Source organism: Kocuria gwangalliensis (assembly GCF_039544365.1).
GTDB classification, from domain to species: Bacteria; Actinomycetota; Actinomycetes; order Actinomycetales; family Micrococcaceae; genus Kocuria; species Kocuria gwangalliensis.
The window spans coordinates 199107-223513 of sequence record NZ_BAABLN010000034.1; the positions used below are offsets into that span (position 1 = coordinate 199107).

Here is a 24407-nt window from a genome sequence, read left to right on the forward strand (position 1 = left end):
CCTTGGAACATGGGCGCAACGGGTCACCGCCGCACGGCACGGGTCACACGGCGAACTGGGCCTGGATCACCACGCTGGTTCCCCCGCCCTCACGCGGTTGCCAACGGATCTTGCCCTTGAGTTCACTGGCCACGAGGGTCCGGACGATTTGCATGCCCAATCCCTCACCCTCACCGGCCTGACGGAAAGCACTCGCACCCGATTCCTCGATGACGGTGTCCCCCATGCCCCATCCGTCATCGCTCACGGTCACCTCGATGACCCGGTGAACTTCCCCGGCATCGGTGACGACGTCGGGCAGCCAATCGACCACCAAAGAGACCGTTCCGTCCCGATCCTTGAGCCCGTGCTGTACGGCGTTGGCCGCGACCTCGTTGATGACCAGCGCCATGGACGTCGCGCTTTTGGACGGTAGGAGGCCGAACTCGCCGCGCACCTCGGTGCCCACCGTCTGCGTGGACGAGGCCATTTCCACCGCCAGTTTCACCTGGTGCCGAATCAGTTCGTCGAAATCCACGTCATCCGAGATGTCGTAGGACAGCGATTCATGAACGCGGGCAATGGAACTCACGCGGCGCATCGCTTGTTGCAGTCCGTGTTTCGCCTCGTCCGAGGTCATTCGGCGTGACTGCAGTCGCAGGAGCGCGGACACCGTCTGGAGATTATTCTTCACCCGGTGATGGATCTCGCGAATGGTGGCGTCCTTGGACACCAGTTGCAAGTCCCTGCGCCGTAATTCGGTCACATCCCGGCACAACAGCAGGGCCCCGGTCCGCGACGGCCCCTGTCGCAAGGGAATGGCCCGCAGGGTCACGGACACGTTTCCGGCCTCCAGCTCACCGCGCCACGGCATGGTTCCCGCGAGCACCGGGGCAATCGTCTCATCCACCCCGTTGCCGCGGACGTCGAGTTTGCGCGCAATCGCGACAAGATTTTCGCCGGTCACGTCTCCCTCGTGGCCCAGCCGGCGGAACGTGGACAGCCCGTTGGGTGAGCAGAACGCCACCCGGCCGTGCTCGTCAAGGCGCATCATTCCGTCACCCACGCGAGGCGCGCCCCTGCGGGAATCGCTACGCACCGCGAAATCGGGCCATGTGCCTTCGTTGGCCATGCGCAACAGGTCCCGGGCAGTTTCCCGGTACACGGTTTCCATTTGGGACACCGGGTGCCCGAAATGCGGGTCGAGGGGCATACTGACCACCGCAATGGTGCGCTGATTACGGACCAGCGGAACCACGAGAATCGATTCCGCGGGCTGAGTGTCCGTGGCGTTGAGCTTGAAGCGCTCCATGCGCTGGTCCACCCACGCGGAACGCAAGGGGGCGGAGTCGCGTGGGGAAATGGTCTCCCCCACCATGTCCTTGTGGAACGCGGTGGGGCCCGTGGTGGGGCGTGCGTGCGCCAGCACCGTGAAATCGCTGCTCGGAGCAGGGATGGCGGCCCCCGTGGGACTGTCCTGCGCGGAGATGACCCGGTTGGGGAAACTCAGCAGCAGGTCCGCAAAGCCAAGATCCGCCACGAGCTGCCAGTCCCCCACCAACAAGTGCAACCATTCCGCATCACCGGCGTCGAAGTCCTCGATGGAACGGAGGGGGTCCGTAAATGCCACGACGGGTCACTCGCTTTCAGGGGGGACATCAACGGCGCAACCACGCGCCCATTCGTTGTCCCAGCCTAGTCCCCGGCGCCCGCCCGGGCGACGATTCCTCCGCGCCCGAATCACCCTCGGGGTGGAGCGCGCGAGCCGCCAAATTCGTGATCTGTTGCCGCAAACCGCTCTTGGCGGCCGACTCGGCCAACACCGCACCGGCCAGTAACGCCTCGTCACACGCGGTGGGATCCCAGTCCAGGGTCGCGTCGATGCCGTGCCCGGGCGAGAACCGCGCCCACGCTTCGGCCACGGAGTCCGCACCGGAGCGTCCCACCGATGTTTTTCTCAGTTTATTGATCACCAGAAGCAATCGCGCCGAGGGCGCCGCGTCCGTGAGATCGGGCAGTGTCTTGACCAACCGTGGAATACCCAGGGCGTCTGCCGAACCCAGGGCGATCACCGTGTCGGCCATGGCGCACGCGCTGAGCGTGGCCGCATTACGCCGAGGCGCCACCGTGTCCAGACTGATCTCCTCATCCGATTCCAGGCCGAAAGACGTATCGACCACCACCGCGTGATAGGCCTCGCTCGCGTGGAGCAGCACGGTTTCGAGAGCGGCCGCGCGGACCTCCGGCCATCGGTCGTGGCGGGTGAGCCCGGTGAGCACGTCCATCGTGGCCCCGGCCACCGACACTCGTGTGGCACAGCGCTGCAACCCGTCGCCATCCAGACGCCCCTGGTCAGCCAACCGGCACGCCTGAGCCAAACCCGCGGCTTCCTCGAGCATGCCCAAGCTCGCCGCGACCGACGCCGCATAGGTGTCGGCATCAACCAGAAGTACCGTGGATCCCGTCAACGCCAGCTCAGCGGCAACGTTCAGCGCCGTGACCGTCCGCCCCGGGGCACCCATTGGGCCCCACACGGTGATAATGCGGCCGGTGCCACCCTGCGGGAACGGGCCCGGGTCAGCGCTCGCCGCGGTGGTCTCATGTGTTTCCGACGTATCAGCCTGATGGGTCTCGGGCACCGTGGTGGCCCGGGGATGATCGTCCGTGTGGGAATGGCCACGATAGGACGGCACGGGATCCGGTGAGTCCGCCACCTGCTCGATGAGGCCGGTGACGTCATCACCCGAGACCCCCTCGGGAACAATGGTGACACCCAATGCTGCCAAGCGGATTTCATCGTGACCGGCGAGCACCAGAACCCGAACCGAGCTGAGCGACAGTTGTTCCAACAGGCTCGCGGTCAGTTCTTCCGCACCCTCGGCGAGGAGGGCCACCCGGGCCATGCCCGTGTGGGCACAGGCCAACAGTTCTGAGAGGTCCAGGCACCGGCGCACCACGGTGACGGAACCGTGCTGTCGTTCGATCTGGTCGACCAGCGGCCATGTTCCCGTCCCCAGCGTCACCACAGAGATGCTCACGAGTCACCACCCGTGGGGTTGAGGACCAGTGTGACCTTGGCGCTGTTGCCCAAGGCGTCCACCAGCGGTTCGACCTGGGCCGGCGTGGCGAGGACATGCACCGTGGTGCCGGTCGAGTTCCCCAGCGCCGAGTTATTGGATTCGATGGTGGAGATCTCGGCACCGGGAACCAATTTGCGGGGACTCTCGTACCCACGGCCGGACGCCTTCTGGTCCGCGACCCACACGTCCACGCGCGAGCCGGCCGTCGCTTCTGCGGGTAAGGGAGTCTCCAGAGCGATACCCACGGGGCTGCGATCGAGTTCATCAGCGGTGCCCACGGCACTCGTGGGCACCAGCTGACCCCTGGGAACCCGTTGCACCAGGACATCGTTGTCTTTCAGACCACTCTCCGTGGACAGGTACTGCTGAGAAGCGTCCTGGAGCCTGACATCAACCGGTACGAGGTCTTCCTCTGTGACTTGCTGCCCCACCGAGAGATCGCGCGCGGCCACGTAATAGGGCTCCGTGCGGTTCAGTGCCGAAATGAGCAGCACCACCGCCGCAATGGATATGAGCACCAGCAAGAGTCCGACCACTAGCCGGGGGTCGCGCCATGTCGGTTTCTTGAATCTTTGGGCCGTTGCTGTGTCGCCGCGCGCATCGCTGGACATGTACTTTTCCCTTCCCCCGAGGTGGATCCGGCCCCCACCGAATCTGTCATGAGTGTGCACCGTGAACCGCCCCGGAGGAAATCAGGGCTCGCAACATGTGGACATCTGGCCCCTCTCGTTCCGCACGCGCTGCAAAATTCTGTGCATAACCCGACACCGGGCGGTCATCCGTGGGACACTGGAAGCCACCAAACTGCATCAAAAGACCCGAGATGAGGCGAACCACCCATGGCAGAGCAGCGATTTCTCACGCTGTCGGATGTCTCCGAGATCCTGTCGATCTCGGTGGCTCAGGCTCGTGCCATGGTGCGTTCGGGAGAGCTACCCGCCATTCAGGTGGGTGGCCGAGGACAGTGGCGAGTGGAAACTCGGAAACTGGAGGAGTACATCCAGAAGGGGTACGAACGCACCGAGCAGGCGGTACGCGAAGGATCCATCGGCTGAACCGGGCGCGGATTAGGCGGTATCCGGTGAGGAGACCAGCGCCACCGACCCGAAAGGTACCGTGCGCACGGCCTTGACCGCGTGGCGGCGTCGGAATTGATCGTCCGGGTGGAGCGCAACGTCGAAAAAATCGTGGCCCACCGCATCTAGCGTGCCGTCGATGTCCCCGCGGGACGACGGGTCCAGGAGCAAGACCCGGACATGGGTTCTCGATGCTGCCAGGGCCCGGAGCACATGCCCCATCCCTAACTTCCGCAGGACAGCGCGTTCGGTGACGATCTCGAAGCGGCGGTGGAGCCCCTCCCACCACACCACGGAATGCAAGGGCACGAGGTGCTGAAAATAGCGTTCCCGGATCACCGCCCACCCCGCGCCGATGTCCGTCAACTCTCCCTCGAGCACGTCACCATGGGCCGGCAACAACCGCACGGTGTGATTCCGGTGAGCCGACAGGCGCTCCGCCAGCGTGAGTCGGGACAGCTCCGCCCTGGCTGTTTCCGCGGCTTCACGTTCCACACTGCGTTGTTCCGCCTGCGCCAGCTGCGCTTCCATGTCTGCGAAAAGTTCATCCCAGCGCACGCCGTCCCCCTGTGCCTCCCGTTGCGACAGTCACCGGAAGCGGCCACTGCGTGGCATCAGTACATCACGACCGGGGCCGAGAAATATGACGCTCGGGGTCTTGTGCATTTACATCCATGCTTGACGCCCGGCACCTCAGCCTGAATGATCTAAACATTACCAAACAGCATCAAACAACATTACTAGGGTCAAAAACAATGAAACGTGATCAAGCCTCCAGGAATGGAACCGTGGCGCACGGCATCGAGTTCGCGCTCACCACGTGGGTCATCCCGTTGCTATCGGCCCTGCTCATCGCTCTGGGGTGGGCTCTCCTGGGCCGGTCCGAGCTGGGCGTGGCACCCTTGAACGCGGATCTCGCGGTCGCGCTCACCGCCGCCCTGGCCGGCGTGGTGTTGGCCACCTGGTGGTTCACCGGTCTTCTCATGATGGCGTGCACTGCCGTGGCCCGTGCGCTCCGGTGGCATCGCGTGGAACGGTGCGCCACTCGCCTGACACCCAAGCTGATGGCCCGCACGGTGGGCGCGGTGCTCGGAATCCAGCTGGTCGCCGTCTCGACGGCCCACGCGGACGAACCGATCGATCCCTTTTGGCCACGTTCCGACTCCGGCATCAGTCAGGCGGAGCCGCAGCAACCGAATGCCCACGGTGCTCCCGAGGCGCATTCCGCCACCCCGCCGCCGGAAACCGGCGCTCCTGACCGGACGGATCCCGCGTTGGAGCCTGCACCCGCCGAGATTCAACCTTCACCGGCGGCGCCGGCATTGCCCGATGTCGCGCCGGGCCAATCCTCCGCCGCGGTGGCCTCCCCGAAAGTATGCGAACAGCCACCCGCCCCCACCCGAGTGGTTGAGTCGACCGTGACCGTCATCCACGGAGACACCCTGTGGGACCTCACCGCGCAGTTCTTGGAGCCGCACGCAACTGCCGCGCAGATCGCGGCGCAGACTGCCACGTGGCTCGAACACAACGACCTGCAGAACGGCGGAAATCTGATCCGCCCCGGGGACCGGTTGCGGGTCCCACCCCAGCTACTCCACACACCACCCGGCGCAGTACCCACCGAAGGAGCCACGTCATGAGCACCACCACATCAGTTTCTGCTCCCCAGCCTCCCTCGGGCGGTTATTCCTGGCGAGCGGACCGGACCCGGGCCGGGCTGACCCACAAGAACGAGCTGGAACGCGTGACGGCCATGGCTCGTAGCATCGGCCAGGCCGCCGTGGAAATCCTGGGCGGCACCCGTCCCGCTACACAGTTGGCCCGCTGGACCACCCCGGACGTCGTGGAACGTTTCGAGGAGCGCGCCGCCATGCTCCGTCTGGTGCAGGAGCAGTATCGCGATCGCGCCTCGCTCTTCGAGATCCACCGCGCGCCGCGAGTACGCAGGGTCAGGATCTGTTCCCCGGCCCCCGAATGCTACGAAGCCTCCCTCGTCATCGAGGAATCGGTGCGGGCCCGAGCCGTGGCCCTGCGAATTGAGCGCATCAACCGTCAGTGGCGCGTGGTGCACCTGGAGGTCGGATGAGTCTCACGCATGGGAACGGGCGGTACACGTGGTGTGTACCGCCCGTTCTCGTTACTCCATCTGGATCTACTTACTTGCGTGAGCCCTTCTTGGCGCTGCCGCCCTTGCGTTTGCGCCGCTGTGCACGGTTGTCGGTGGCTTCGGCCGACTCGTCCTCCGCCTCCGTCTCATCCGCGGCACGCGCCCCCTCACCCACGGGCGACTGGTGGTTGTCCTTGGATTCGAGGCGGGCCATCGGCTCGCCGTCCTCGTTGGGGGCCGAGTACTGCAAGAACGCGGGCCGTTGCGGCTTGGCCAGCTCCACGGCACCGCCGTCGAGACCGGTACGTTGGCGGCGGACTTCCAAGTGGTACATGGTGACCACGGTTTCCTCGCGGATCGTGTCCATCAAGCCCTTGAACATCGCGTGGCCCTCGCGCTGGTACTCGACCAGCGGATCACGCTGGGCCATGGCTCGCAGGCCGATGCCCTCTTTCAGGTAGTCCATCTCGTACAGGTGCTCGGGCCACCGGCGACCGATCACCGACAGCAGCACGCGACGTTCCAGGTTGCGCATGGCTTCCGAGCCGAGTTCGTCCTCACGTTCCTGGTACACCAGTTTCGCGTCGGAGAGGATTTGCTCGGTGAGGAAGTCCGCGCTCAGCCGCGGCCGCCCGCCGGCCTCGTCAACGATTTCTTGCTGAGTCAGCGTTATGGGGTAAATCTCGCGCAATGCGTCCCACAAGCCATCCAGGTCCCAGTCCTCGGAGTGTCCCTCGCGGGTTCGATCCTCGATCGCTGTGGTGATGACTTCCGCGATGAACTGCTGGATCTGTTCGGCGATGTCATCACCCATGAGGATTCGACGGCGGTCGCGGTAGACCACTTCACGCTGGCGGTTGAGCACGTCGTCGTACTTGAGCACGTTCTTGCGCTGCTCGGCGTTGCGACCCTCCACCTGGTTCTGCGCGTTGGCGATACCCGAGGTGATCATGCGGCCCGTGACGGGAACGTCATCCGGTGCAACCGCCATGAGGCGCTGGGCAACGGCCGGGTTGAACAGGCGCATGAGATCGTCCGCCAACGACAAGTAGAAGCGGGATTCACCCGGGTCGCCCTGGCGTCCGGAGCGGCCCCGCAGCTGATCGTCGATCCGGCGGGACTCATGTCGCTCGGTACCCAGCACGTACAGGCCGCCCAGCTCGATGACCTCTTCGTGTTCGGCCTTGGTGGCCACCTCGTAGTGCTCGAGGACGGCGGGCCACTCGGCCTCGTACTTCTCGGCATCACGCTCCGGGTCCAGGCCCTTCTGCTCCATGGCCTCCACGGCATCGAATTCGGCGTTGCCGCCCAGCATGATGTCGGTGCCGCGTCCGGCCATATTGGTGGCCACGGTCACCGAGGCCTTACGTCCTGCCTGGGCAACGATGGCGGCCTCACGGGCGTGGTTCTTGGCGTTGAGCACCTCGTGGCGTACACCGCGCTTGGCCAGCAGCTTGGACAGGTACTCGGATTTCTCCACGGAGGCCGTACCCACGAGCACGGGCTGACCCGAGGCATGCCGCTCCTCGATGTCCCGCACCACCGCCGCATACTTGGTGGCCTCGTTCTTGTACACCAGGTCGCGCTGGTCGATGCGGGCCATTGCCTTGTTGGGCGGGATGGGCACCACACCGATCTCGTAGGTGTTCATGAACTCGGCCGCCTCGGTCTGGGCAGTGCCGGTCATCCCGGACAGTTTGTCGTAGAGCCGGAAGTAATTCTGCAGGGTGATGGTGGCCATGGTCTGGTTCTCGGCCTTGATCTCCACGCCCTCTTTGGCCTCGATGGCCTGGTGGATGCCCTCGTTGTAGCGGCGCCCGGCCAGCACACGGCCGGTGTGCTCGTCCACGATGCGCACCTCGCCCTGGGTCACAATGTAGTCCTTGTTCGCGTGGAACAATTCCTTGGCCTTGATCGCATTGTTGAGGAAACCGATCAGCGGGGTGTTCTGGGATTCGTAGAGGTTGTCGATCCCCAGGTAATCCTCGACCTTCTCGATCCCGGGTTCGAGGACCCCCACGGTCCGTTTCTTCTCGTCAACCTCGTAGTCGGTGTCCGCCTTGAGATTGGTGACCACCTTGGCGAATTCTTTGTACCACCGGTTGGCTTCACCGGAGGCCGGCCCGGAGATGATGAGCGGAGTACGGGCCTCGTCGATGAGGATCGAGTCCACCTCATCCACGATGGTGTAGTTGTGCCCGCGCTGGACCAGCTCGTCCGCACTCCACGCCATGTTGTCGCGCAGATAGTCGAAACCGAATTCGTTGTTGGTGCCGTAGGTGATGTCCGCCGCGTACTGCTCGCGCCGGGTGGCAGGGTCCTGCCCGGCGAGGATCACGCCGGTTTCCAGTCCCAGGAAGCGATACACACGGCCCATGAGGTTCGCCTGGTACTCGGCCAGGTAATCATTGACCGTCACCACGTGCACGCCCTTGCCGCTCAGGGCATTCAGGTAGGCGGGAGCCGTGGCGACGAGGGTCTTGCCCTCACCCGTCTTCATTTCGGCAATGTTGCCCAGGTGCAGTGCCGCACCGCCCATGAGCTGAACGTCGTAGTGCCGTTGCCCCAGGGTTCGCGACGCCGCTTCACGTACCGCCGCGAAGGCTTCCGGAAGCAAACGGTCCAAGGATTCCCCGTCATCGATGCGCGCCCTGAACGAGTCGGTTTCGGCGCGCAGTTCCGCGTCGCTGAGCGCCTTGAAGCTTTCTTCGAGGCTGTTCACGGCGTCCGTGTAGGACCTCAGTCGCTTCAGGACCTGCTTATCCCCGGTCCGAAGGACTTTTTCCAGGAATGACGCCACGTGTGTTCGCTCCTCAATTGTGGACGGTGGTGCACCGCCGATCAGTGTACGTGAGTCCGCCTGAGTGAGTTCGGGGTGGTGCGGCACAATACCGGGCCCCGCGCTTGAAGCCGCGGGGCCCGGTGGGTGCGAAGAATCCGCCCGATCCTACTGAACTTCTCAGGCGCTGGCCTGGGGCTGGTAGGCGCGGGATTGTTCTTCCGCGGCCGTACCGTCCTTGCTGAGGCTGATCACGCCGTACTCCCAGCCCTTGCGGCGGTACACCGCCGAGGGTTCCTGGGTCTCTTTGTCCACGAACAGGAAGAAGTCGTGTCCGACCAGTTCCATCTGGTCCACGGCCTCGTCCACGCTGAGCTCGTCAGCGGGGAAACGCTTGCGGCGAATTTCTACCGGGGTAGGGGTGTCGCTCAACGCGTATTCCCCACTGAAGGCCTCGTCCTCCGCGGCGGAGAGCTCTTCCTCGCTGGCCGGGGCGGGGATTCCCTCGCTCGGAAGTACCGGCAGGGAACCGGTCGCTTCGTGCACGGCAGTGGGGCGTTGATGTCCCCCGCGGTGAATTTTGCGACGGTCACGGGCCCTGCGCAGCTGTTCGATCAGCTTGGCGTAGGCCTCGTCGAAAGCGGCGAACTTGTCGTCGCTGCGAGATTCGGCGCGCACCACGGGGCCCCGGCCGATGACCGTGATCTCCACGCGAATACCTTGATGCCCCGATACTCCGTTGTCCTTGGTGACCTTGACCTCAATGGTCTGCACTTTGTCACCGAGCTGCGTAAAACGCTCGCTCTTCTTCTCCGCGTATTCTTTGAATCGCTCCGGCACCGCAACGTTTCGTCCTTGGACGTTCAGTTCCATGAGACCCTCCAAGTCTTGAGGATGACGCGGGATAGTGCTGCTCCCACACGGGATACATGTATTCCGTTCCCGTAACCCAACGTTAGTTCAAACTGTGGGGAAATTCACTGACATGTGACCCAGCCGTGGTGGAATCAGCCCCGGGTGAACACCCGGCCCTGACGGTTGCCAGAACCGCGATTCCGGGCACGCGGGCACCCGCTTGTCGAAGCACCGAGACGGCCTCCGCCGCAGTAGCTCCGGAGGTCATGACGTCATCCACCACCACACACGTGGCACCTTGAACACCGGATGCGCGCATGCTGCCCTTGATGGCGCGCGCCCGGTGAGCAACGTCCAGAGTTTTCTGGGGAGTCGCCCCGAGCCGCGACCTGTGGCGGTGTTCCAGTCCCCTGTGGATCCAAGTCGCGGGCGGGAGCGAGGTGCGGGCCAGGATCTCCTGGACCGGGTCGAACCAACGTTTCCATCTCGCTCGTGTCGAGGTGGGGACCGGCACCCACAGCACTGGCTCCCCGGTCGGTGCGACGTGCTGTGCGGCACGGAGCAGGACCCCGGTCAGGACGGTACCGAGAACCGGTGCGAGGTCGGTGCGCCCGCCGTTCTTGAACGACAGCACACACGAGGCCAGTTCGTGCTCATAGGGACCGGCCGCCCACACGCGGGCGTCGACGGCGGCCAACCCGCGCGGGGCGAGGAGTTCTCCCGGATGCACCGTGGATCGGCGCAGCATCAGATGACACCCGCGGCACAGCACGGCGCCCGGTTCCTCGCACACGGCACAGCTCACGGGCAGCAGCACTTCCGACGCCGCCGCGGCCCACGTCCAGACGGCCGCCCCGGCTCGGTCCATGGCTCGGGCTGACATTTTCGACATGCCCCCAGCCAACCGCGGTTACTGTCGTGGCCGCGGGGCGGACGCACACTGTGCAGCGAGCGTGCCGACCGGGCCCGGGCGGCCGCGGGCTGTGCAGTGCACTCGCCGTGCGCCCGCCACGCATCACCGCGCGGCCACCCCTATCGAGGCCGATCACCGTCGGGCCGGTGCAGTAGCTCTCACCCGGCGAAGGCCGTGTCCGTGACGTTGTCGCTCTGCTGGGACCAGGAACTTCCCGTGAGCAAGTAGAGGTTGCCTTCCGCGGCCCCGTAGATCGCGGTGGAGCCGTTGCCCCCGGCCAGGGACGTGACACCCACCAGGGACGGGAGTGCCTCGTTGGAGCCGGACACACTGTACTGACGGGGTTGTGAGTTGCCGTTCTCCCCGAGCGCCGTGGTGACGAATTCGGTACCGCTGATCCACTGCACCGTGTCCACGTCCACATCAGCCGCGACCAGATTGCCCTGTTTCAGCTCCGTGGGGCGGCCCGACTCGTCGCGCACGATGCCACTCAGCCACACGTTGGAACGATCTTGGCCCTCGTTGGTGGTGACGATGAGTGCCCGGTTCCCCTCGCGGGAGATTCGTAGACCGGCGACCCGATCATCGGCCAGCCAGTCCGCCGCCACCGTGATGGCGTCGTCGTCCGCGTCCGTACGGGCGGCATGAACCACCCCGTCCGCACCGGAGCCCCACACCCAGCCCTGGATGTCGAAGCTGGGTCGCGTCAGGTCCTCACCGGACCACCGCTGCACCGGTGATTCCCCTTGCGCCGCGGTGAACACGGCGCCGCCGGCGCCACCGACCCACCCGAAATTCTCCATCGCCTGGTCCATCCCGGGGCGCACGATCTGCGCATCCCCGGAAAGTGGTACGTCATTGATGAGTTCGGTCTGTCCGCCCTGGTAGAAGGCCAGCTGATTGTGCGACACCCCGATTTGCCGATTGGGCACGGTGACCTCACGCACCGGTTCGTCCCGGTCGCTACCGGAGGTCTCCACCGGGGCGTCATTGATGCTGAGTTCCACGGTGTCCACGGCGGGTACGCCCTGCAGGGACGCCTCGAGCTGCTGCTCCATGCGCTTGCCCCGCTCCACGTCCGCGGGGTCGAACTGAGCCAGATTGAGATCCACGGAAGCGGTTCCGTCGGACACGGGCACCGCCGAGCGCGCCAGGGTGGCGCCCCCGGGAAGCGCCGAGGTCACCGCCCCGTCCAGGTGGGCCGCCGGGCCCGCCAGCAATTCGCGCACCATGGCGGTGGGGACCGTGGATCGTTCCGCGAACCAGCGGGGATCCGGAACCAAACGGCCGTAGTCGTCATCGAAGAAGTACAGCGTGTAGGCCTTGAAGATCTCGGGGAAGTCATCGAAGGGTACGATCACGCCGTCCGGGGCCTCCGAGATACGCCATTGCCCGTCCACGGAGGTGAGCGTGAAATCCAGAACGCGGGTCGTGCCTTCGGGCTGCTGCTCCAACACACCGTTGGCGGAACGCTCGGCGCCGACTTCCAGGCTGGTTCGGTACTGACCGTCGCTGAGGCGCGGCACCGTGCTGGGTTCACCCTTGTAGACCAGCACCCGGGTGTCGGGCTTCCAGGTGTTGGCCAGCTGGGGTGTCAGGTACTGGCGCGCCACGGCGTAGTCGTCCTGGGCGCCCACCCCGGCGGTGAGGAAGCCCTCCACGATCTCCTGCGCGCTCGCGCCCGTCTGGGGCGTGGCCGGTGTATACCGTGCGGGTTGTTCTTGGGCCTCGGTCGTGGGTTCCACCACCTTGTGCACGGGGCCCGATCGGGGCATGGCCCCGCAGCCGGTCATGGCCAGCGTCGCTGCCAGTGCGCAGGCCGCCGCCCACTGCCGACGTCGCCGCGGTCGATGGTTGCTGGGCTCACGTGTCATGGGGCCTCCGTTCCCGGCTGATCGCTCGCTGCGGCGGAGCCCGCCGCGGTTTCCAAGGCTCCGGGCGTCGCGGTGATGGACGACTCGCCGAGCTGGACGGCGTGAGAACCGGTGCCGGTCGCGAACGGGTCCACCTGCGCGGTGAGGGCCAAGGAGCCCGTGTCGGTCACGTGGGCCGTGGAGTCGGCCAGCACGGGCGCGGGCGGCATCGGCAGCGGATTCGGCACGTCCGGGTCCAGCGCTTGCGTGCGGACCAACGGCAGGGTCAACCGGAAACAGGCGCCCTCGCCCGGGCGGGCCCACACGTCCAACTGGCCGCGGTGCAGGCGCGTGTCTTCCAGCGCGATCGACAGCCCCAGACCGGTACCCCCCACGGTGCGCGCGCGGGCGGGGTCCGCACGCCAGAACCGGTTGAAGACCTTGGTCATTTGTTCTTCCCGCATACCGATTCCGTAATCGCGCACGGCCACGGCCACGGCGTTCTCGTTCGAGGCCACGTAGATCTCCACGGGTTTACCCTCGCCGTGTTCCAGCGCATTGGACACCAGGTTGCGAATGATCCGGTCAATGCGCCGCTGATCCATTTGGGCCACGCAGCGAGTCAGCTGGGAACGCACGGTGAGCGTGGAACCACACTTGAGCACCAGGGGTCCGGCGGCCTCCACCACGTCGTAGATCACGGAGAAAATATCCGTGGAGGCGATGTCCAAGGTGGCGGCCCCGGCATCGAAACGCGAGATCTCCAACAGGTCCGAGAGCATGGAGTCGAAGCGATCCACCTGATGGTGCAACAGTTCCGCGGACCGGCGATTGACAGGGTCGAACTCCTCCCGCGCGTTGTAGAGCACTTCGGCCGCCATCTTCACGGTGGTCAGCGGGGTACGCAGTTCGTGGGAGACGTCGGAGACAAAGGTCTGCTGCATCGTGGACAGCTGTTCGAGCTGGGTGATCTGTTCCTGCAAGTTGTCCGCCATGCGGTTGAAGGAGCGGCTCAACCGGGCCACTTCGTTGGAACCGCGCACCTCCATGCGCACATCCAGATCGCCCTCCAACAATTGTTCGGAGACCCTTGCCGTGCTGGAAACCGGGCGCACCACTTCACGCGTCACGTACCAGACAATGGTTCCCACCAGCAGTAACAACGCCACCATGGACAGCAGCAGGACCGCGTGGATGGAATTGAGAGTGATTTGGGGGTCCGCGAAATCGTAGACGAAGAACAGGCCGTAGCGGGCGTTCTGATTGAGCTGGACCACGTCACCGATCACGATGACGGGTTGTTCGGCGCCGCCTTCCTCCATGCGCACCGAGGCGGGTTGCCAATACGTGCCGTCCCCTTCGGCCACGCGCTGCTGGAGCTGTTGCGGCACGGACGCGGAAGTCATCCAGGGGCTCTGGGTCTGCACTCCCACGAAGGACTGTCCGGCACCGCGATCGAGGGGAATCAGGATCCAATGCCGACCGGCCTCTTCCGAGTCCATGCTGAGGGCGCCCATGGTGGAGTCGATGAGGGCTTGGACCTCGGTGCGGTCCGACGCGTCCGAGGCGTCAAAACTTGCCTGTACGTCCGCGATGTCGGTGCGCGCTTCGGCCAGCACCTGATTGAGCCGGTCGGAGAACAACCGGTCCGCGATTTGATGGGACATGAAGCTGCCCGTGGCGAAGAACGCGCACAGGGTCAGCGTGAGCGCCACCAGGATGGCCCGGAACTGCAGGGACTGATGCCACCGCCGGGACAGGATTCTGCGTCCCAGGCGAAGTCTACGGATCCACCTTGGCTTGAATCGGGTCGCATTCCGCTCGCGGCTGTCGACCGTCATCGATGTGAATGGCCCCCGGCCTTGTAGCCGATGCCGCGGACGGTCAGAACAAGTTCGGGGTTCTCCGGGTCCCGTTCGACCTTGGAGCGCAACCGCTGCACATGCACGTTGACCAGGCGGTTGTCCGCGGCGTGCGGGTAGCCCCAGACATCACGCAAAAGTTCGTCGCGGCTGAACACCTGGTTGGGCGATTTCGCCAGGGTGGTCAGCAGGTCGAACTCCAGAGGGGTCAGGGAAATCTGTTCGCCCTCCCGGGTCACCGAGTGACCGGTCACGTCGATGACCACATCGCCCAGGGTGATCTCCTGGGTCGCGCCGCGTTCAATGGGGCGCAACCGGGCCTTGACCCGGGCCACCAGTTCAGCGGGTTTGAAGGGCTTGGGGACGTAGTCGTCAGCGCCGGCTTCCAGGCCCCGCACCACGTCGGCGGTGTCCGACTTGGCCGTGAGCATCACAATGGGAATGTCCGAGGTCTGTCGAATGGTCTGGCACACCTGGATGCCGTCCATTCCGGGCAGCATGAGGTCCAACAGCACGAGGTCCGGGGCAACGGACCTGAACGTTTCTTCCGCGGCGGAGCCGTCGTAGCAGAAGACGGGCTCGAAACCTTCCGAGGACAACACAATGCCGATCATCTCGGCCAACGCGGCGTCGTCGTCGACTACCAAAATCCGTGCCTTCATGTGCTGTGTGAGCCCTCAACTTTCTACCGTGGCCGCGCTGGGTGGCCAGTGACCTTCTCTGCCGAGAAGTCTACGGCCTAGGTGCCACTCAACCGTCGTTGCCGGCTTCCGTCAGCGCGCCCGCCACATCCGTGCACCGGCGTAACGCCCCCGGAAGGTGCGGCGGAGTCAGCCCTTCCAGCTCCGCGACGGGCAGTACGCGCGAGCCCAACAGCGCTTCCGGGGCCATCCCCAATTCACGCCACGGCCGCGTGACGACGTTCGCGATCTCACCGATAGTGGCTCGCCCGGTCACGGGCACCACGGGGAACCACAGTTTCAGTCCCGTCTCCACGAGGGCCGCCAACGGCTCCCACGCGTGGACCGAACTCGACGGCGGAACGGCCACGGCGGCGTCGGCGCCGATGTCACGCGCCCAGCGAGCCTCGGCGCGGCCGGGGCTGATCGCGACCTCGACCGCACCGGCCCCACGGCACGCCGCTACGGCGTCGGTCAGTGCATGACGCACCTCGTGCGAACCAATTGCGCGCAGCGTGCGGTAGCCGCTCGCGGTGGGGATCGTACCCTCCAGCACACGCTGCAGCTCGCTTTCGTCCACGTGCACGACGACGCCGCGGCCTTCCGTGTTACGTGCCATGTCACCGATGAACGCGGCCACACCCGCACACCAGGACTGAAGCAGCTCGCGTCGCGCGCCGTGATCGGACTGCAATTTCTCGCCGTTGTGCACGTGCACACCGGCGGCCAGGCTGACCGGACCGACGATCGAGATGAGCACGGGACCGTGATCGCTGTCGGATTCGTGACCGATCACATCCGCCATGATGTTGAGATCACTGTGCAGCACGTGGTGGGCCGCTCGGGAGTCCTTGCCCGGTACCGACGTGATGCGCCAACCGTGCGGCTGCCGGTCCGCGTACAGGGAGTCCAACATGGCCGCCGTCCGGGCCAGGGGCTCCGCATGGGGTCCGCGCTCACCCAGGACGGGCAGCACGGACAGGTGCGGTGCCCCCAGCTCACCGCGAATCACGGTGAAGGTTTCCACCATGTCCGACCCGCGCAGTGGACAGGTCAATGTGGCGGTCACGGCCGCGGCAGCGGGGCCGCCGGCCGTGGCAGAAGTGTCCGGGGCGCTCACGATGCGTCGGCGCGCTGGTGGTCTTCGGAGATCGCTTCGTGGTGGCGGATGACCTCGCTGATGATGAAGGTGAGGAACTTCTCCGCGAACTCTGGGTCCAGCTGAGCGGCTTCGGCGAGCGCGCGTAACCGCTGGATCTGGGCCTTTTCCCGTTCGGGGTCCGCCGGCGGAAAGTCGTTCTTGGCCTTGAGGACACCCACGCGCTGGGTGGCCTTGAAGCGTTCGGCCAGCAGGTGCACCAGTGCGGCGTCGATGTTGTCGATCGTCCCGCGCATGCTCCGCAACTCGCTCAGCGCGTCCTGGGACGCCTGATCACTCACGCACGAGGCATGGGGGTCCATGATCGAGTGGTCGGCGACGGGCGGGTTGGCGTGATCAGAAGCACTGGTCATGCTGCCACTTTAGTGGGCACCGGCCACCGCGGCCGCACGATCCGCGTACGCGGCGTCAATGGTTGCCTGCCCGAGCACCCGGGTGCCCTGGTACACGACCATGGTCTGTCCCGGAGCCACACCGCGCTGGGCCTGACGCAACCGGACGTTGAGTCGTTCCTCGCCGTCGGTGCGAGTCAACCAGGCCACGGCGTCCGCGGGATCGCCGTGGGCTCGCACCTGGACCTGCACGTCAAAGGTGTCGCTGGTTTCCTGGCCCTCGGACAGGTTCTGCACCTCGACCGGCGGGAGACCGGCCCATGAGGGGCGGATGCCCTCCATGACGTCGATCGACAACATCGCCTCGGGTCCCACGACCACTTCATTGGTCTTGGGCCGGATCTCGAGCACGAAACGGGGCTTGCCGTCGGGGGCGGGAGTGCCGATCCGCAGACCCTTGCGCTGGCCCACGGTGTAGGCCTGTGCGCCGCGGTGTTCGCCGAGTTCACCGCCCTCGGAATCCACGATGCGACCGGGGGCGAGTTCCATGTGGTCCTCGAGCCAGCCGCGGGTGTCGCCGTCGGGAATGAAGCAGATGTCGTGGGAATCGGGCTTGTTCGCCACGGTGAGCCCGCGCGCCTCGGCCTCCGCCCGAACCTCTGCCTTGGACGGCGTCTCGGCCAGGGGGAAGATCGCATGATCCAGTTGCTCGGCGGTCAGCACGCCCAGCACGTAGGACTGGTCCTTGGCCCAGTCGGCCGCACGGTGAAGTTCCTTGTGACCGTGTTCGTCCGCCACGACCTTGGCGTAGTGACCGGTGCACACGGCGTCGAAACCCAGTGCGAGCGCTTTCTTGAGGAGGGCTGCGAACTTGATCTTCTCGTTGCAGCGCATGCACGGGTTGGGGGTGCGCCCGGCGGCGTATTCGGAGATGAAGTCCTCCACGACGTCCGCCTGGAAACGTTCGGAGAAGTCCCACACGTAGTACGGGATGCCCAGTTTCTCCGCGGCGCGCCACGCGTCCCGGGAATCCTCGATCGTGCAGCAACCGCGAGCGCCCGTGCGCAGGGTTCCCGGGGTGCGGGACAGGGCCAGGTGCACACCGGTGACCTGGTGCCCCGCGTCCACGGCGCGCGCTGCGGCCACGGCGGAGTCCACTCCACCACTCATCGCTGCCAAAACCCGCACGGAACTGCCTCCAGTAAATTGATGATCAATGCTTGCAGAAATCGTTTAATCAACGGTGGGTGACACGTTTCTATTCCCGAGCCCCCGCGCCGTGCTCGGCAGCGGCCCGGGCTCCTGCCGCATTGCGGTCACCACCAATGGGCTCAGCGCGAGCCGGTGGTGGGCACATGGCCGGACAGTCCCGCCGCCCGGGCGCGGGAGTAGACGTCTGCCATGGCCGCGATCACCGCGTCCACGTCTTCCGGCGTGGTCCCGTGACCCAGGGAGAACCGTTGGGCCCCGCGGGCCGTGTCCTCATCGACCCCCATGGCCAACAACACGTGGGAGGGTCGGGGAACCCCCGCATTGCACGCGGAACCCGTGGATGTGGCCACGCCCGCGGCGTCGAGGAGGAACAGGATGGAGTCGCCCTCGCACCCGGGGAACGTGAAGTGGGCGTTGCCCGGCAACCGGACGGGATGCTCGGCCTCGCGCTCGGGCGCCTCGGGCTCGACACCGCGCAGCACGGCGTCGGGAACTTCCCGGCGGATCCCCTCGACGAGCCGATCGCGCAAGCGGGCCAGCCGCACGATCTCGGCGGGTTGATTGGTCAGTACTGTTTCCACCGCGGCGCCGAACGCGGCCGCTCCGGCGGCGTTGACCGTTCCCGAGCGCACGTCGCGTTCCTGTCCCCCGCCGTAGCTGGAAGGTTCGAGTTTCACGGTGCGCGGGGCGTAGAGGGCGCCCACGCCCACCGGGCCACCGAGTTTGTGCGCCGAGACCGCGAGCGTGCTGATTCCGCTCAGATGGGCGTTCACGGGGATGGACCCGAAGGCTTGGACCGCGTCCACGTGCAACGGTACATCGAAGGACGCGCAGATCTCACCGAGTTCGGCGATCGGTTGCACGGTGCCCACCTCGTTGTTGGCCCACATGACGCTCACCAGCGCCACCCGGTCCGCACTGCGTTGCAGAATGTCCCGCAACGATCCGGGCAGCACACGACCGGTCTCGTCCACGGGCAGCCACTCGAGCTGGGCGCCCTCGTGTTTCGCAAGCCATTGCGCCGTTTCCGTGACGGCGTGGTGTTCCACGGTGCTCAACACCACCACGGTGCGCGTCGGGTCGGCGGCACGGCGCGTGCGGTAAAGACCCAGGATGCCCATGTTGTCCGCCTCGGTCCCACCGGAAGTCAGAATGAGCTCCACGGGTTCCGCGCCCATCGCCAGGGCAACCTGCTCACGCCCGATCTCCAACGCCATGCGAGCGGATCGCCCGCCCGAATGCAGGGACGCAGGATTACCACCGCGGCGCACCTGTTCCGTGAACGCCTCGAGGGCCTCGGGCAGCATGTCGGTGGTGGCGGCATGATCCATGTAGACGTGTTCGGACATGCGCGTCATTCTAGATCCGATCCGAATTCTTGGCTGTGACGCTCACCTCCCCGAGCCACGCGGCCCGTGGAGAACGGCTACCCGGGTGTTCATCCGCGCGCACCTAGAATCGCCCCTATGCTGCACATCCTTTTTCACACTCCGGAAATCCCCGGCAACACGGGCAACGCCATTCGACTGGCCGCCTGCACCGGCGCCCGGTTGCACCTGGTCGAACCGTTGGGGTTCAACTTCAGCGACGCCCACCTACGCCGGGCGGGCCTGGACTACCACGACCTCGCGGTCATGGACGTCCATCCCTCCATGGCGGACGCGTGGCAGAAACTCGGTGCTGCCAGGGTCTTCGCTTTCACGTCCCATTCGAAGGTGCGGCACACGGACGTGAGCTACCGGGATGGGGATGTGCTGTTGTTCGGTCGGGAATCCACCGGGTTGCCGGAGGACGTGCTCCACGACCCGCACGTCACCGAACGTGTGCGAATTCCCATGCTCCCGGGCAGGCGTTCGCTCAACCTGGCCAATTCGGCATCGATCGCCATGTACGAGGCCTGGCGGCAGCTGGGGTTCCCCGAGGGCGTGTGACTCAGCCCTGCTGGGCGGCGTCCGACACGGTGACCTTGGTCGTTTCCTCGTTACCGTTGCGAATGTAGGTCATCTCGGCCTCGGTCCCGGCGGCGAGCTCGCGCACGGTGGCGGTCAGTGCGTCCGCGTCTTCGATGCGCTTACCGTTGAACTGCGTCACCACATCGTCCGCGCGCAAGCCGGCCTCGTCTGCGGGTGAGCCCGATTCCACACTGCGCACGAGTGCACCGCTGGAGAACTGCCCGGACCCGTCCGAGGACTCCGTGTTGGCGGAGACAGAAGCGCCCAGGTATCCGTGGCTGGCCGTACCGTTGTCAATAATTTCCTGGGCAACCCGCTTGGCGGTGTTGGACGGGATGGAGAAACCCACGCCGATGCTGCCGGCCGCGGTGTCCGAGGATCCCGCGGCGGAGGCGATGGCCACGTTGATACCGATGACCTTGCCCTCGGAATCAATGAGCGGGCCACCCGAGTTACCCGGGTTGATGGCGGCATCGGTTTGAATCACATTGAGGTACACCGAGGACTGAGCCTGCTGAGAACCGGATTCGCCGTTGTCCGGGAAGTTGAAGAAGAAGTCCTGTGAACCGCCGGGGCTCTCCTCTGACTCGACCGGGGTGTCGGGTGCGGCGGATGAGGCCACGGAAATGGTGCGGTTCAGGGTGGAGACGATGCCGTCCGTCACGGTTCCGGACAACCCCAGCGGTGCGCCAATGGCAATCGCGGTGTCTCCCACGTTGAGCTGATCCGAATCGGCGAATTCGGCGGGTGTCAGACCCTCCGGATCAACCTTCAACACGGCGAGGTCGGATTGCGGGTCCGTGCCGACGATCTCCGCCGAACGCACCGAACCGTCCGAGGTCTGCACCTCAATGGTCGCGTTGGACGCCGTACCGTCCAGGGTGACCACGTGCGTGTTGGTCACAATATGGCCCTGATCGTCGATGACCACGCCGGAACCGGTGCCCTGCTCGTTGTTGCCGGTGGCGGAAATGGTGACCACGGACGGTGACGCCTTCTGGGTCGCCGCGGTGGTGGAGTTGACCGAATCGGTGTCGTTCACGATGACCGGGGAGGTGTTGCCGGTGCTGCCCACGCCCGAGCCGTTGTCGTTGAGGGCGTCCGTCCCCACGGCCGCTCCGGCGCCGATCAACCCGGCCAACAACATGCCCGCGATCACGGCCCCGCCGGAGAACTTCTTGTGCCGGTCAGGTGCCTGCGTCGCGGTCGCTCCCTGCGACTCGTAGTGACCCTGGGTTGGTTCTCCCGCACGAGGAAGCGGCTCGGTGTACTGGTTCTCCCACCCGCCGGCTTGGTGCTTTTGATAGCCGTTCGGGGTCCGCTCGGCTCCCCCCGTGTACTCGCCGTACTGGGGTACGGAACGCTGGGGGTCGTTCCCCGGGCGCGGCTCGTGCGGGTCGTTCATGTGTGCTCCTCACAGTGTGTACCAATGGCGGCACAGGCGGTCTCTGAGCCCCAGTATGGTGCCCTGCACTGAGTCGTGGCTGAATGGGCTGGGGTCTCTGTGATGGTTCCCTGAATGTCATCCCCATGATCTCTGATCACGTGACGCACACACGGGCGCGGCGTAGGCTTTCAGCGAAGTAGCCGCCAGGTTGCCCAGTATTCTGCGTACTCTTGCCCGTGGTAGTCGCTCGAGGAAATGAGGATCATGAGCCGTGCAAGCTCAATTCGTCGGACCATAGCGACCGCGGGCGCGTGCATTGCGTTGGCGGTCTCGGCCCAGCCGGCATTCGCCGAGCCCCCGGCCACCGTGGATCCCGGAACGCGCATCGTGGACTCGGCCAATGCGCTGAGTAACGAGTCCCAGGTGCAGGAGGGCATCGACCAGGTGGCCAGCGAGCACAACGTGACCCTCTACGTGGTCATGGTGGATCAGTTCACGGATCCCTCGAACCCCTCCGACTGGATCCAAGAATTTGCGGAGGCCAACGGTTTCGGCAGCAACGATGCGGTGCTGGCCGTGGCCACCGATTCTCGACAGGCCCGCATGTACGCGGGTAACTCCGGGCCCTTGAGCCAGTCTCAGGTCCAGGACATCTATACCAACAACGTGGTTCCCGCCCTGCGCAACAGCGATTGGGACGGCGCCGCCATGGGCGCCGTGGAAGGCATCAACAGCGAGCTGGGCGGCGTCAGCATCGACGGTGCGGGCGGGGTGGTCGGCAGCGTCGTCGTTCTGGGCGGAATCGCCGCCGCCGGCGTGGGCGCGGTAGCGCTGATGGGCAAGCGGCGTCGCGGTCGGAACCAATCCCGGCAGGGCAACGTACCGGCGGGGCGGCGCAACGCTCCCCCGCAGCGGTCCCTGGTCCCGCTCCCGGAACTGCACAAGCGCGCCGGTGCGAGCCTGGTCGAGGCGGACAACGCCATTCAACATTCCGAACAGGAACTGCAGTTCGCGCAGTTGCAGTACGGCACGGAGCAGACCAAACCGTTCGAAACAGCCCTCGCGCAGGCCAAGGAGCACATGCGTGCCTCCTTCGAGCTGCAGAAGAAACTTGAGGACCACATCCCGGACACCGAGGCGGACCAGCGCGCCTGGCTGGGCGAGATCATCGACCGCACCCAGAAGGCCCGCGCGCCCCTGGCCGAGCAGGAACGCAGCTTCGCGGATCTGCGCCAGCTGGAAACACGCGCCCCGGAGGCTTTGCAATCGGTGGAGACCGAACTACGGAACACGCAACCTCGCCTCAGCGAGGCCGAGAACCTTCTCGTGTCATTGGCCGCCCACTACGACGACGCCGCCCTGGCACCCGTGCGCGACAACGGGGAGCAGGCGCGCGACCGCCTCGAATTCGCCGGCACGGCGATCGCGGAGGCTCATACCGCGCTGGAGGCCAACAACCTGTCCGAGGCCGTACTGGGCATCCGCGCCGCCGAGGAGGCCGTGGGTCAGGCCCAGGGTCTCGTGACATCGGTGGAGCACGCGCAACGGGACCTGAACCGGGCGGAGGAGTCCCTCAAGGACGCGGTCAGCATTGCCCAGCGTGATGTGGCAGAGGCCGAGGGGCTCGTGGAACAGGGTTCCCGCCCCGAGCTGGCGGGTGCCGCCGCGGGCGTGCGCTCCGTACTTCGCACCGTCACCCAGAACATGGCGTCCGGCCGCTACGATCCCGTGGGCTCGACCCGCCGACTTGCCGAGGCCAAGGACGAACTCGACAAGGGACTGGCCGCGGTGCGCAGCCAGAACGACCAGGCCCGCTCCGCCCGGGAAACCCTGGCGCACACCCTGGTCAGCGCGCAAGCCAGCCTCTCCACCGCGGGCGAGTACATCTGGGCCCGCCGCGGTGGTGTGGGGTCCGAGGCTCGCACGCAGCTCTCGGAAGCCGAACGGCACTTCGATGTGGCTCAGCAACTGCAGAACTCCGATCCCGTCCGCGCCCTGAACGAGGCCAATCAGGCCATCCGCCTGGCCGATGGGGCGCAGCGTGCGGCCCAGAGCGACGTCGACCAGTTCAGCTATCCGGGAGGGTACGGCGGTTACGGCGGAATGGGTCGACGCAGTAACGGAATGGGCGGCGCCATGCTCGGTGGCATCCTGCTGGGCGGCATCCTCGGCGGAGGCGGAGGCGGCGGCGGATTCGGTGGCGGCGGCATGGGCGGCGGCGGTTTCGGAGGTGGCTTCGGCGGAGGCGGCGGAGGCGGTTTCGACATCGGCGGTAATTTCTGACCGGTACTGTCAGCTGTCCGAGGATTCCTCCCGGCAGCTGTTCCGCAGATCACCCACCGTGCTGCACGCTGAACCAGAACGTCCAGATCAGACATAGTTCCAACAACAAGGGAGAACACCATGATGAAGCAGTCCATCTTCGGGCGCATTGCCCAGTTGGCCAAGGCCAACATCAATTCCTTGATCGATTCCGCCGAGGATCCGCAAAAGATGTTGGATCAAATGGTGCGCGATTACACCGAGAACATCCGCGAGGCCGAAGCGGCCGTGGCCCAGACCATTGGTAACCTGCGCTTGCTGGAAAAGGATCACGCCGAGGACCTGCAGGAGGCCCAGCAGTGGGGTTCCAAGGCCCTGGCCGCTTCCAACAAGGCCGAGGAATTCCGCGGGGCAGGTAAGTCCGGCGAGGCCGTGAAGTTCGACAACCTGGCCAAGGTTGCCCTCCAGCGTCAGATCCAGTCCGAGACCGAGGCCAAGGCGGCCGAGCCGCAGATCGCCTCCCAGACCGAAGTGGTCGACAAGCTCAAGGGCGGACTCAACACCATGCGCGGAAAGCTGCAGGAGCTCTCCGCCAAGCGCGACGAGCTCAACGCCCGTCAGAAGACCGTGCAGGCTCAAGCCCAGGTGCAGGACTCCCTGAAGTCCTTCGACATCATGGATCCCACGAGCGAGGTCTCTCGTTTCGAGGACAAGATCCGCCGCGAGGAGGCCCGCGTGGCCGGTCAGCAGGAACTGGCCGACTCCTCCCTGGACCGTCAGTTCGAAGCGCTCGAAGACATGGGTCAGCAGACCGAGATCGAGGCACGACTGGCAGCACTCAAGGCCGGCCAGGGCAGCAAGGACGGCGAAAAGATCGTCTCCGCCGAGGAAATCTAAGGGGCGGGCAAGCTCTCCCCGG

21 protein-coding genes are annotated in these 24407 nt (G+C 65.7%); 6 read left to right on the forward strand and 15 right to left on the reverse strand.

What is annotated here, in order from left to right:
• Positions 1-43 precede the first annotated feature (43 nt).
• Genes ABEA06_RS12075 through ABEA06_RS12085 form a run of 3 tightly spaced genes read right to left on the reverse strand, consistent with a single transcriptional unit; the run spans position 44 to position 3670 of the window.
• Complete coding sequence (locus tag ABEA06_RS12075; protein ID WP_345311632.1) at positions 44-1609, reverse strand: sensor histidine kinase; 1566 nt, start codon at positions 1607-1609, stop codon at positions 44-46.
• 28 nt (positions 1610-1637) lie between these two features.
• The gene (locus tag ABEA06_RS12080) at positions 1638-3017 is read right to left on the reverse strand and encodes an AAA family ATPase (protein WP_303381720.1); all 1380 of its coding nucleotides are present in this window, start codon (positions 3015-3017) and stop codon (positions 1638-1640) included.
• Entirely contained in the window at positions 3014-3670 is a 657-nt protein-coding gene (locus ABEA06_RS12085) for an SAF domain-containing protein (protein WP_345311633.1), read from the reverse strand. The genes ABEA06_RS12080 and ABEA06_RS12085 overlap by 4 nt, the downstream gene beginning before the upstream one ends.
• Positions 3671-3898: 228 nt before the next feature.
• Here ABEA06_RS12085 and ABEA06_RS12090 point away from each other — a divergent pair, with 228 nt between their 5' ends.
• Positions 3899-4114 carry a helix-turn-helix domain-containing protein gene (locus ABEA06_RS12090; RefSeq protein ID WP_303381718.1) on the forward strand — a complete coding sequence of 72 codons (216 nt, stop codon included), beginning with the start codon at positions 3899-3901 and terminating at the stop codon, positions 4112-4114.
• A 12-nt stretch (positions 4115-4126) separates the two neighbouring features.
• On the opposite strand, the gene ABEA06_RS12095 is transcribed toward ABEA06_RS12090, so the two are convergent.
• Entirely contained in the window at positions 4127-4693 is a 567-nt protein-coding gene (locus tag ABEA06_RS12095) for a hypothetical protein (protein ID WP_345311634.1), read from the reverse strand.
• A gap of 197 nt (positions 4694-4890) precedes the next feature.
• On the opposite strand from ABEA06_RS12095, the gene ABEA06_RS12100 reads away from it, so the two are divergent.
• Both ABEA06_RS12100 and ABEA06_RS12105 read left to right on the forward strand, forming a co-directional pair.
• Positions 4891-5775 (forward strand): hypothetical protein, encoded by an 885-nt coding sequence (locus ABEA06_RS12100; protein ID WP_303381716.1) that lies wholly within the window; start codon positions 4891-4893, stop codon positions 5773-5775.
• Positions 5772-6221 (forward strand): Rv3235 family protein, encoded by a 450-nt coding sequence (locus ABEA06_RS12105; RefSeq protein WP_303381715.1) that lies wholly within the window; start codon positions 5772-5774, stop codon positions 6219-6221. Before ABEA06_RS12100 ends, ABEA06_RS12105 begins: the two co-directional genes overlap by 4 nt.
• A 70-nt stretch (positions 6222-6291) precedes the next feature.
• Here ABEA06_RS12105 and secA read toward each other — a convergent pair whose 3' ends face one another.
• The 10 genes from secA to ABEA06_RS12155 form a co-directional block, all read right to left on the reverse strand.
• Positions 6292-9042: a preprotein translocase subunit SecA gene (secA, locus tag ABEA06_RS12110; RefSeq protein WP_345311635.1), complete on the reverse strand. Its 2751-nt coding sequence runs from the start codon at positions 9040-9042 to the stop codon at positions 6292-6294.
• Between the two features lie 159 nt (positions 9043-9201).
• Positions 9202-9894: a ribosome hibernation-promoting factor, HPF/YfiA family gene (gene hpf, locus ABEA06_RS12115; protein WP_303381713.1), complete on the reverse strand. Its 693-nt coding sequence runs from the start codon at positions 9892-9894 to the stop codon at positions 9202-9204.
• An 82-nt stretch (positions 9895-9976) separates the two neighbouring features.
• Positions 9977-10768 (reverse strand): ComF family protein, encoded by a 792-nt coding sequence (locus tag ABEA06_RS12120; protein WP_345311636.1) that lies wholly within the window; start codon positions 10766-10768, stop codon positions 9977-9979.
• Between the two features lie 179 nt (positions 10769-10947).
• Positions 10948-12663, reverse strand: coding sequence for an LpqB family beta-propeller domain-containing protein (locus ABEA06_RS12125; RefSeq protein ID WP_345311637.1), 1716 nt, complete (start codon positions 12661-12663; stop codon positions 10948-10950).
• Positions 12660-14483: an MtrAB system histidine kinase MtrB gene (mtrB, locus tag ABEA06_RS12130; protein WP_345311638.1), complete on the reverse strand. Its 1824-nt coding sequence runs from the start codon at positions 14481-14483 to the stop codon at positions 12660-12662. Before mtrB ends, ABEA06_RS12125 begins: the two co-directional genes overlap by 4 nt.
• Entirely contained in the window at positions 14480-15166 is a 687-nt protein-coding gene (gene mtrA, locus ABEA06_RS12135) for an MtrAB system response regulator MtrA (protein ID WP_303381709.1), read from the reverse strand. The genes mtrB and mtrA overlap by 4 nt, the downstream gene beginning before the upstream one ends.
• Positions 15167-15254: 88 nt before the next feature.
• Entirely contained in the window at positions 15255-16304 is a 1050-nt protein-coding gene (locus tag ABEA06_RS12140; protein ID WP_345311639.1) for a hypothetical protein, read from the reverse strand.
• Positions 16301-16696, reverse strand: coding sequence for a chorismate mutase (locus ABEA06_RS12145; protein WP_129699921.1), 396 nt, complete (start codon positions 16694-16696; stop codon positions 16301-16303). The genes ABEA06_RS12140 and ABEA06_RS12145 overlap by 4 nt, the downstream gene beginning before the upstream one ends.
• 9 nt (positions 16697-16705) lie before the next feature.
• Positions 16706-17863 carry a tRNA 2-thiouridine(34) synthase MnmA gene (mnmA, locus tag ABEA06_RS12150; protein WP_345311640.1) on the reverse strand — a complete coding sequence of 386 codons (1158 nt, stop codon included), beginning with the start codon at positions 17861-17863 and terminating at the stop codon, positions 16706-16708.
• Between the two features lie 143 nt (positions 17864-18006).
• A complete protein-coding gene (locus ABEA06_RS12155) occupies positions 18007-19236 on the reverse strand; it encodes a cysteine desulfurase family protein (protein WP_193554297.1) in 1230 nt (409 codons plus the stop codon).
• Positions 19237-19353: 117 nt separating this feature from the next.
• Between ABEA06_RS12155 and ABEA06_RS12160 the strand changes: the two genes are divergently transcribed.
• Entirely contained in the window at positions 19354-19818 is a 465-nt protein-coding gene (locus ABEA06_RS12160; RefSeq protein ID WP_129699927.1) for a tRNA (cytidine(34)-2'-O)-methyltransferase, read from the forward strand.
• A 1-nt stretch (position 19819) separates the two neighbouring features.
• Here the strand turns inward: ABEA06_RS12160 and ABEA06_RS12165 are convergent, their stop codons facing one another.
• The gene (locus tag ABEA06_RS12165; protein ID WP_129699928.1) at positions 19820-21244 is read right to left on the reverse strand and encodes a S1C family serine protease; all 1425 of its coding nucleotides are present in this window, start codon (positions 21242-21244) and stop codon (positions 19820-19822) included.
• A gap of 246 nt (positions 21245-21490) precedes the next feature.
• Here ABEA06_RS12165 and ABEA06_RS12170 point away from each other — a divergent pair, with 246 nt between their 5' ends.
• Together ABEA06_RS12170 and ABEA06_RS12175 are read left to right on the forward strand one after the other, a co-directional pair.
• On the forward strand, positions 21491-23509 hold the full coding sequence (locus tag ABEA06_RS12170) for a TPM domain-containing protein (RefSeq protein WP_345311641.1): 2019 nt from the start codon (positions 21491-21493) through the stop codon (positions 23507-23509).
• Between the two features lie 120 nt (positions 23510-23629).
• Positions 23630-24385 carry a PspA/IM30 family protein gene (locus ABEA06_RS12175; RefSeq protein ID WP_303381705.1) on the forward strand — a complete coding sequence of 252 codons (756 nt, stop codon included), beginning with the start codon at positions 23630-23632 and terminating at the stop codon, positions 24383-24385.
• Positions 24386-24407 lie beyond the last annotated feature (22 nt).

Bases quoted from the DNA above. Each gene is read 5' to 3' on its own strand.
- ABEA06_RS12085 (WP_345311633.1), bottom strand. From the start codon at position 3,670: ATGTCCAGCGATGCGCGCGGCGACACAGCAACGGCCCAAAGATTCAAG.
- ABEA06_RS12090 (WP_303381718.1), top strand. From the start codon at position 3,899: ATGGCAGAGCAGCGATTTCTCACGCTGTCGGATGTCTCCGAGATCCTG.
- ABEA06_RS12100 (WP_303381716.1), top strand. From the start codon at position 4,891: ATGAAACGTGATCAAGCCTCCAGGAATGGAACCGTGGCGCACGGCATC.
- ABEA06_RS12105 (WP_303381715.1), top strand. From the start codon at position 5,772: ATGAGCACCACCACATCAGTTTCTGCTCCCCAGCCTCCCTCGGGCGGT.
- hpf (WP_303381713.1), bottom strand. From the start codon at position 9,894: ATGGAACTGAACGTCCAAGGACGAAACGTTGCGGTGCCGGAGCGATTC.
- ABEA06_RS12120 (WP_345311636.1), bottom strand. From the start codon at position 10,768: ATGTCGAAAATGTCAGCCCGAGCCATGGACCGAGCCGGGGCGGCCGTC.
- ABEA06_RS12125 (WP_345311637.1), bottom strand. From the start codon at position 12,663: ATGACACGTGAGCCCAGCAACCATCGACCGCGGCGACGTCGGCAGTGG.
- mtrB (WP_345311638.1), bottom strand. From the start codon at position 14,483: ATGACGGTCGACAGCCGCGAGCGGAATGCGACCCGATTCAAGCCAAGG.
- mtrA (WP_303381709.1), bottom strand. From the start codon at position 15,166: ATGAAGGCACGGATTTTGGTAGTCGACGACGACGCCGCGTTGGCCGAG.
- ABEA06_RS12145 (WP_129699921.1), bottom strand. From the start codon at position 16,696: ATGACCAGTGCTTCTGATCACGCCAACCCGCCCGTCGCCGACCACTCG.
- ABEA06_RS12155 (WP_193554297.1), bottom strand. From the start codon at position 19,236: ATGTCCGAACACGTCTACATGGATCATGCCGCCACCACCGACATGCTG.
- ABEA06_RS12160 (WP_129699927.1), top strand. From the start codon at position 19,354: ATGCTGCACATCCTTTTTCACACTCCGGAAATCCCCGGCAACACGGGC.
- ABEA06_RS12165 (WP_129699928.1), bottom strand. From the start codon at position 21,244: ATGAACGACCCGCACGAGCCGCGCCCGGGGAACGACCCCCAGCGTTCC.
- ABEA06_RS12170 (WP_345311641.1), top strand. From the start codon at position 21,491: ATGAGCCGTGCAAGCTCAATTCGTCGGACCATAGCGACCGCGGGCGCG.
- ABEA06_RS12175 (WP_303381705.1), top strand. From the start codon at position 23,630: ATGATGAAGCAGTCCATCTTCGGGCGCATTGCCCAGTTGGCCAAGGCC.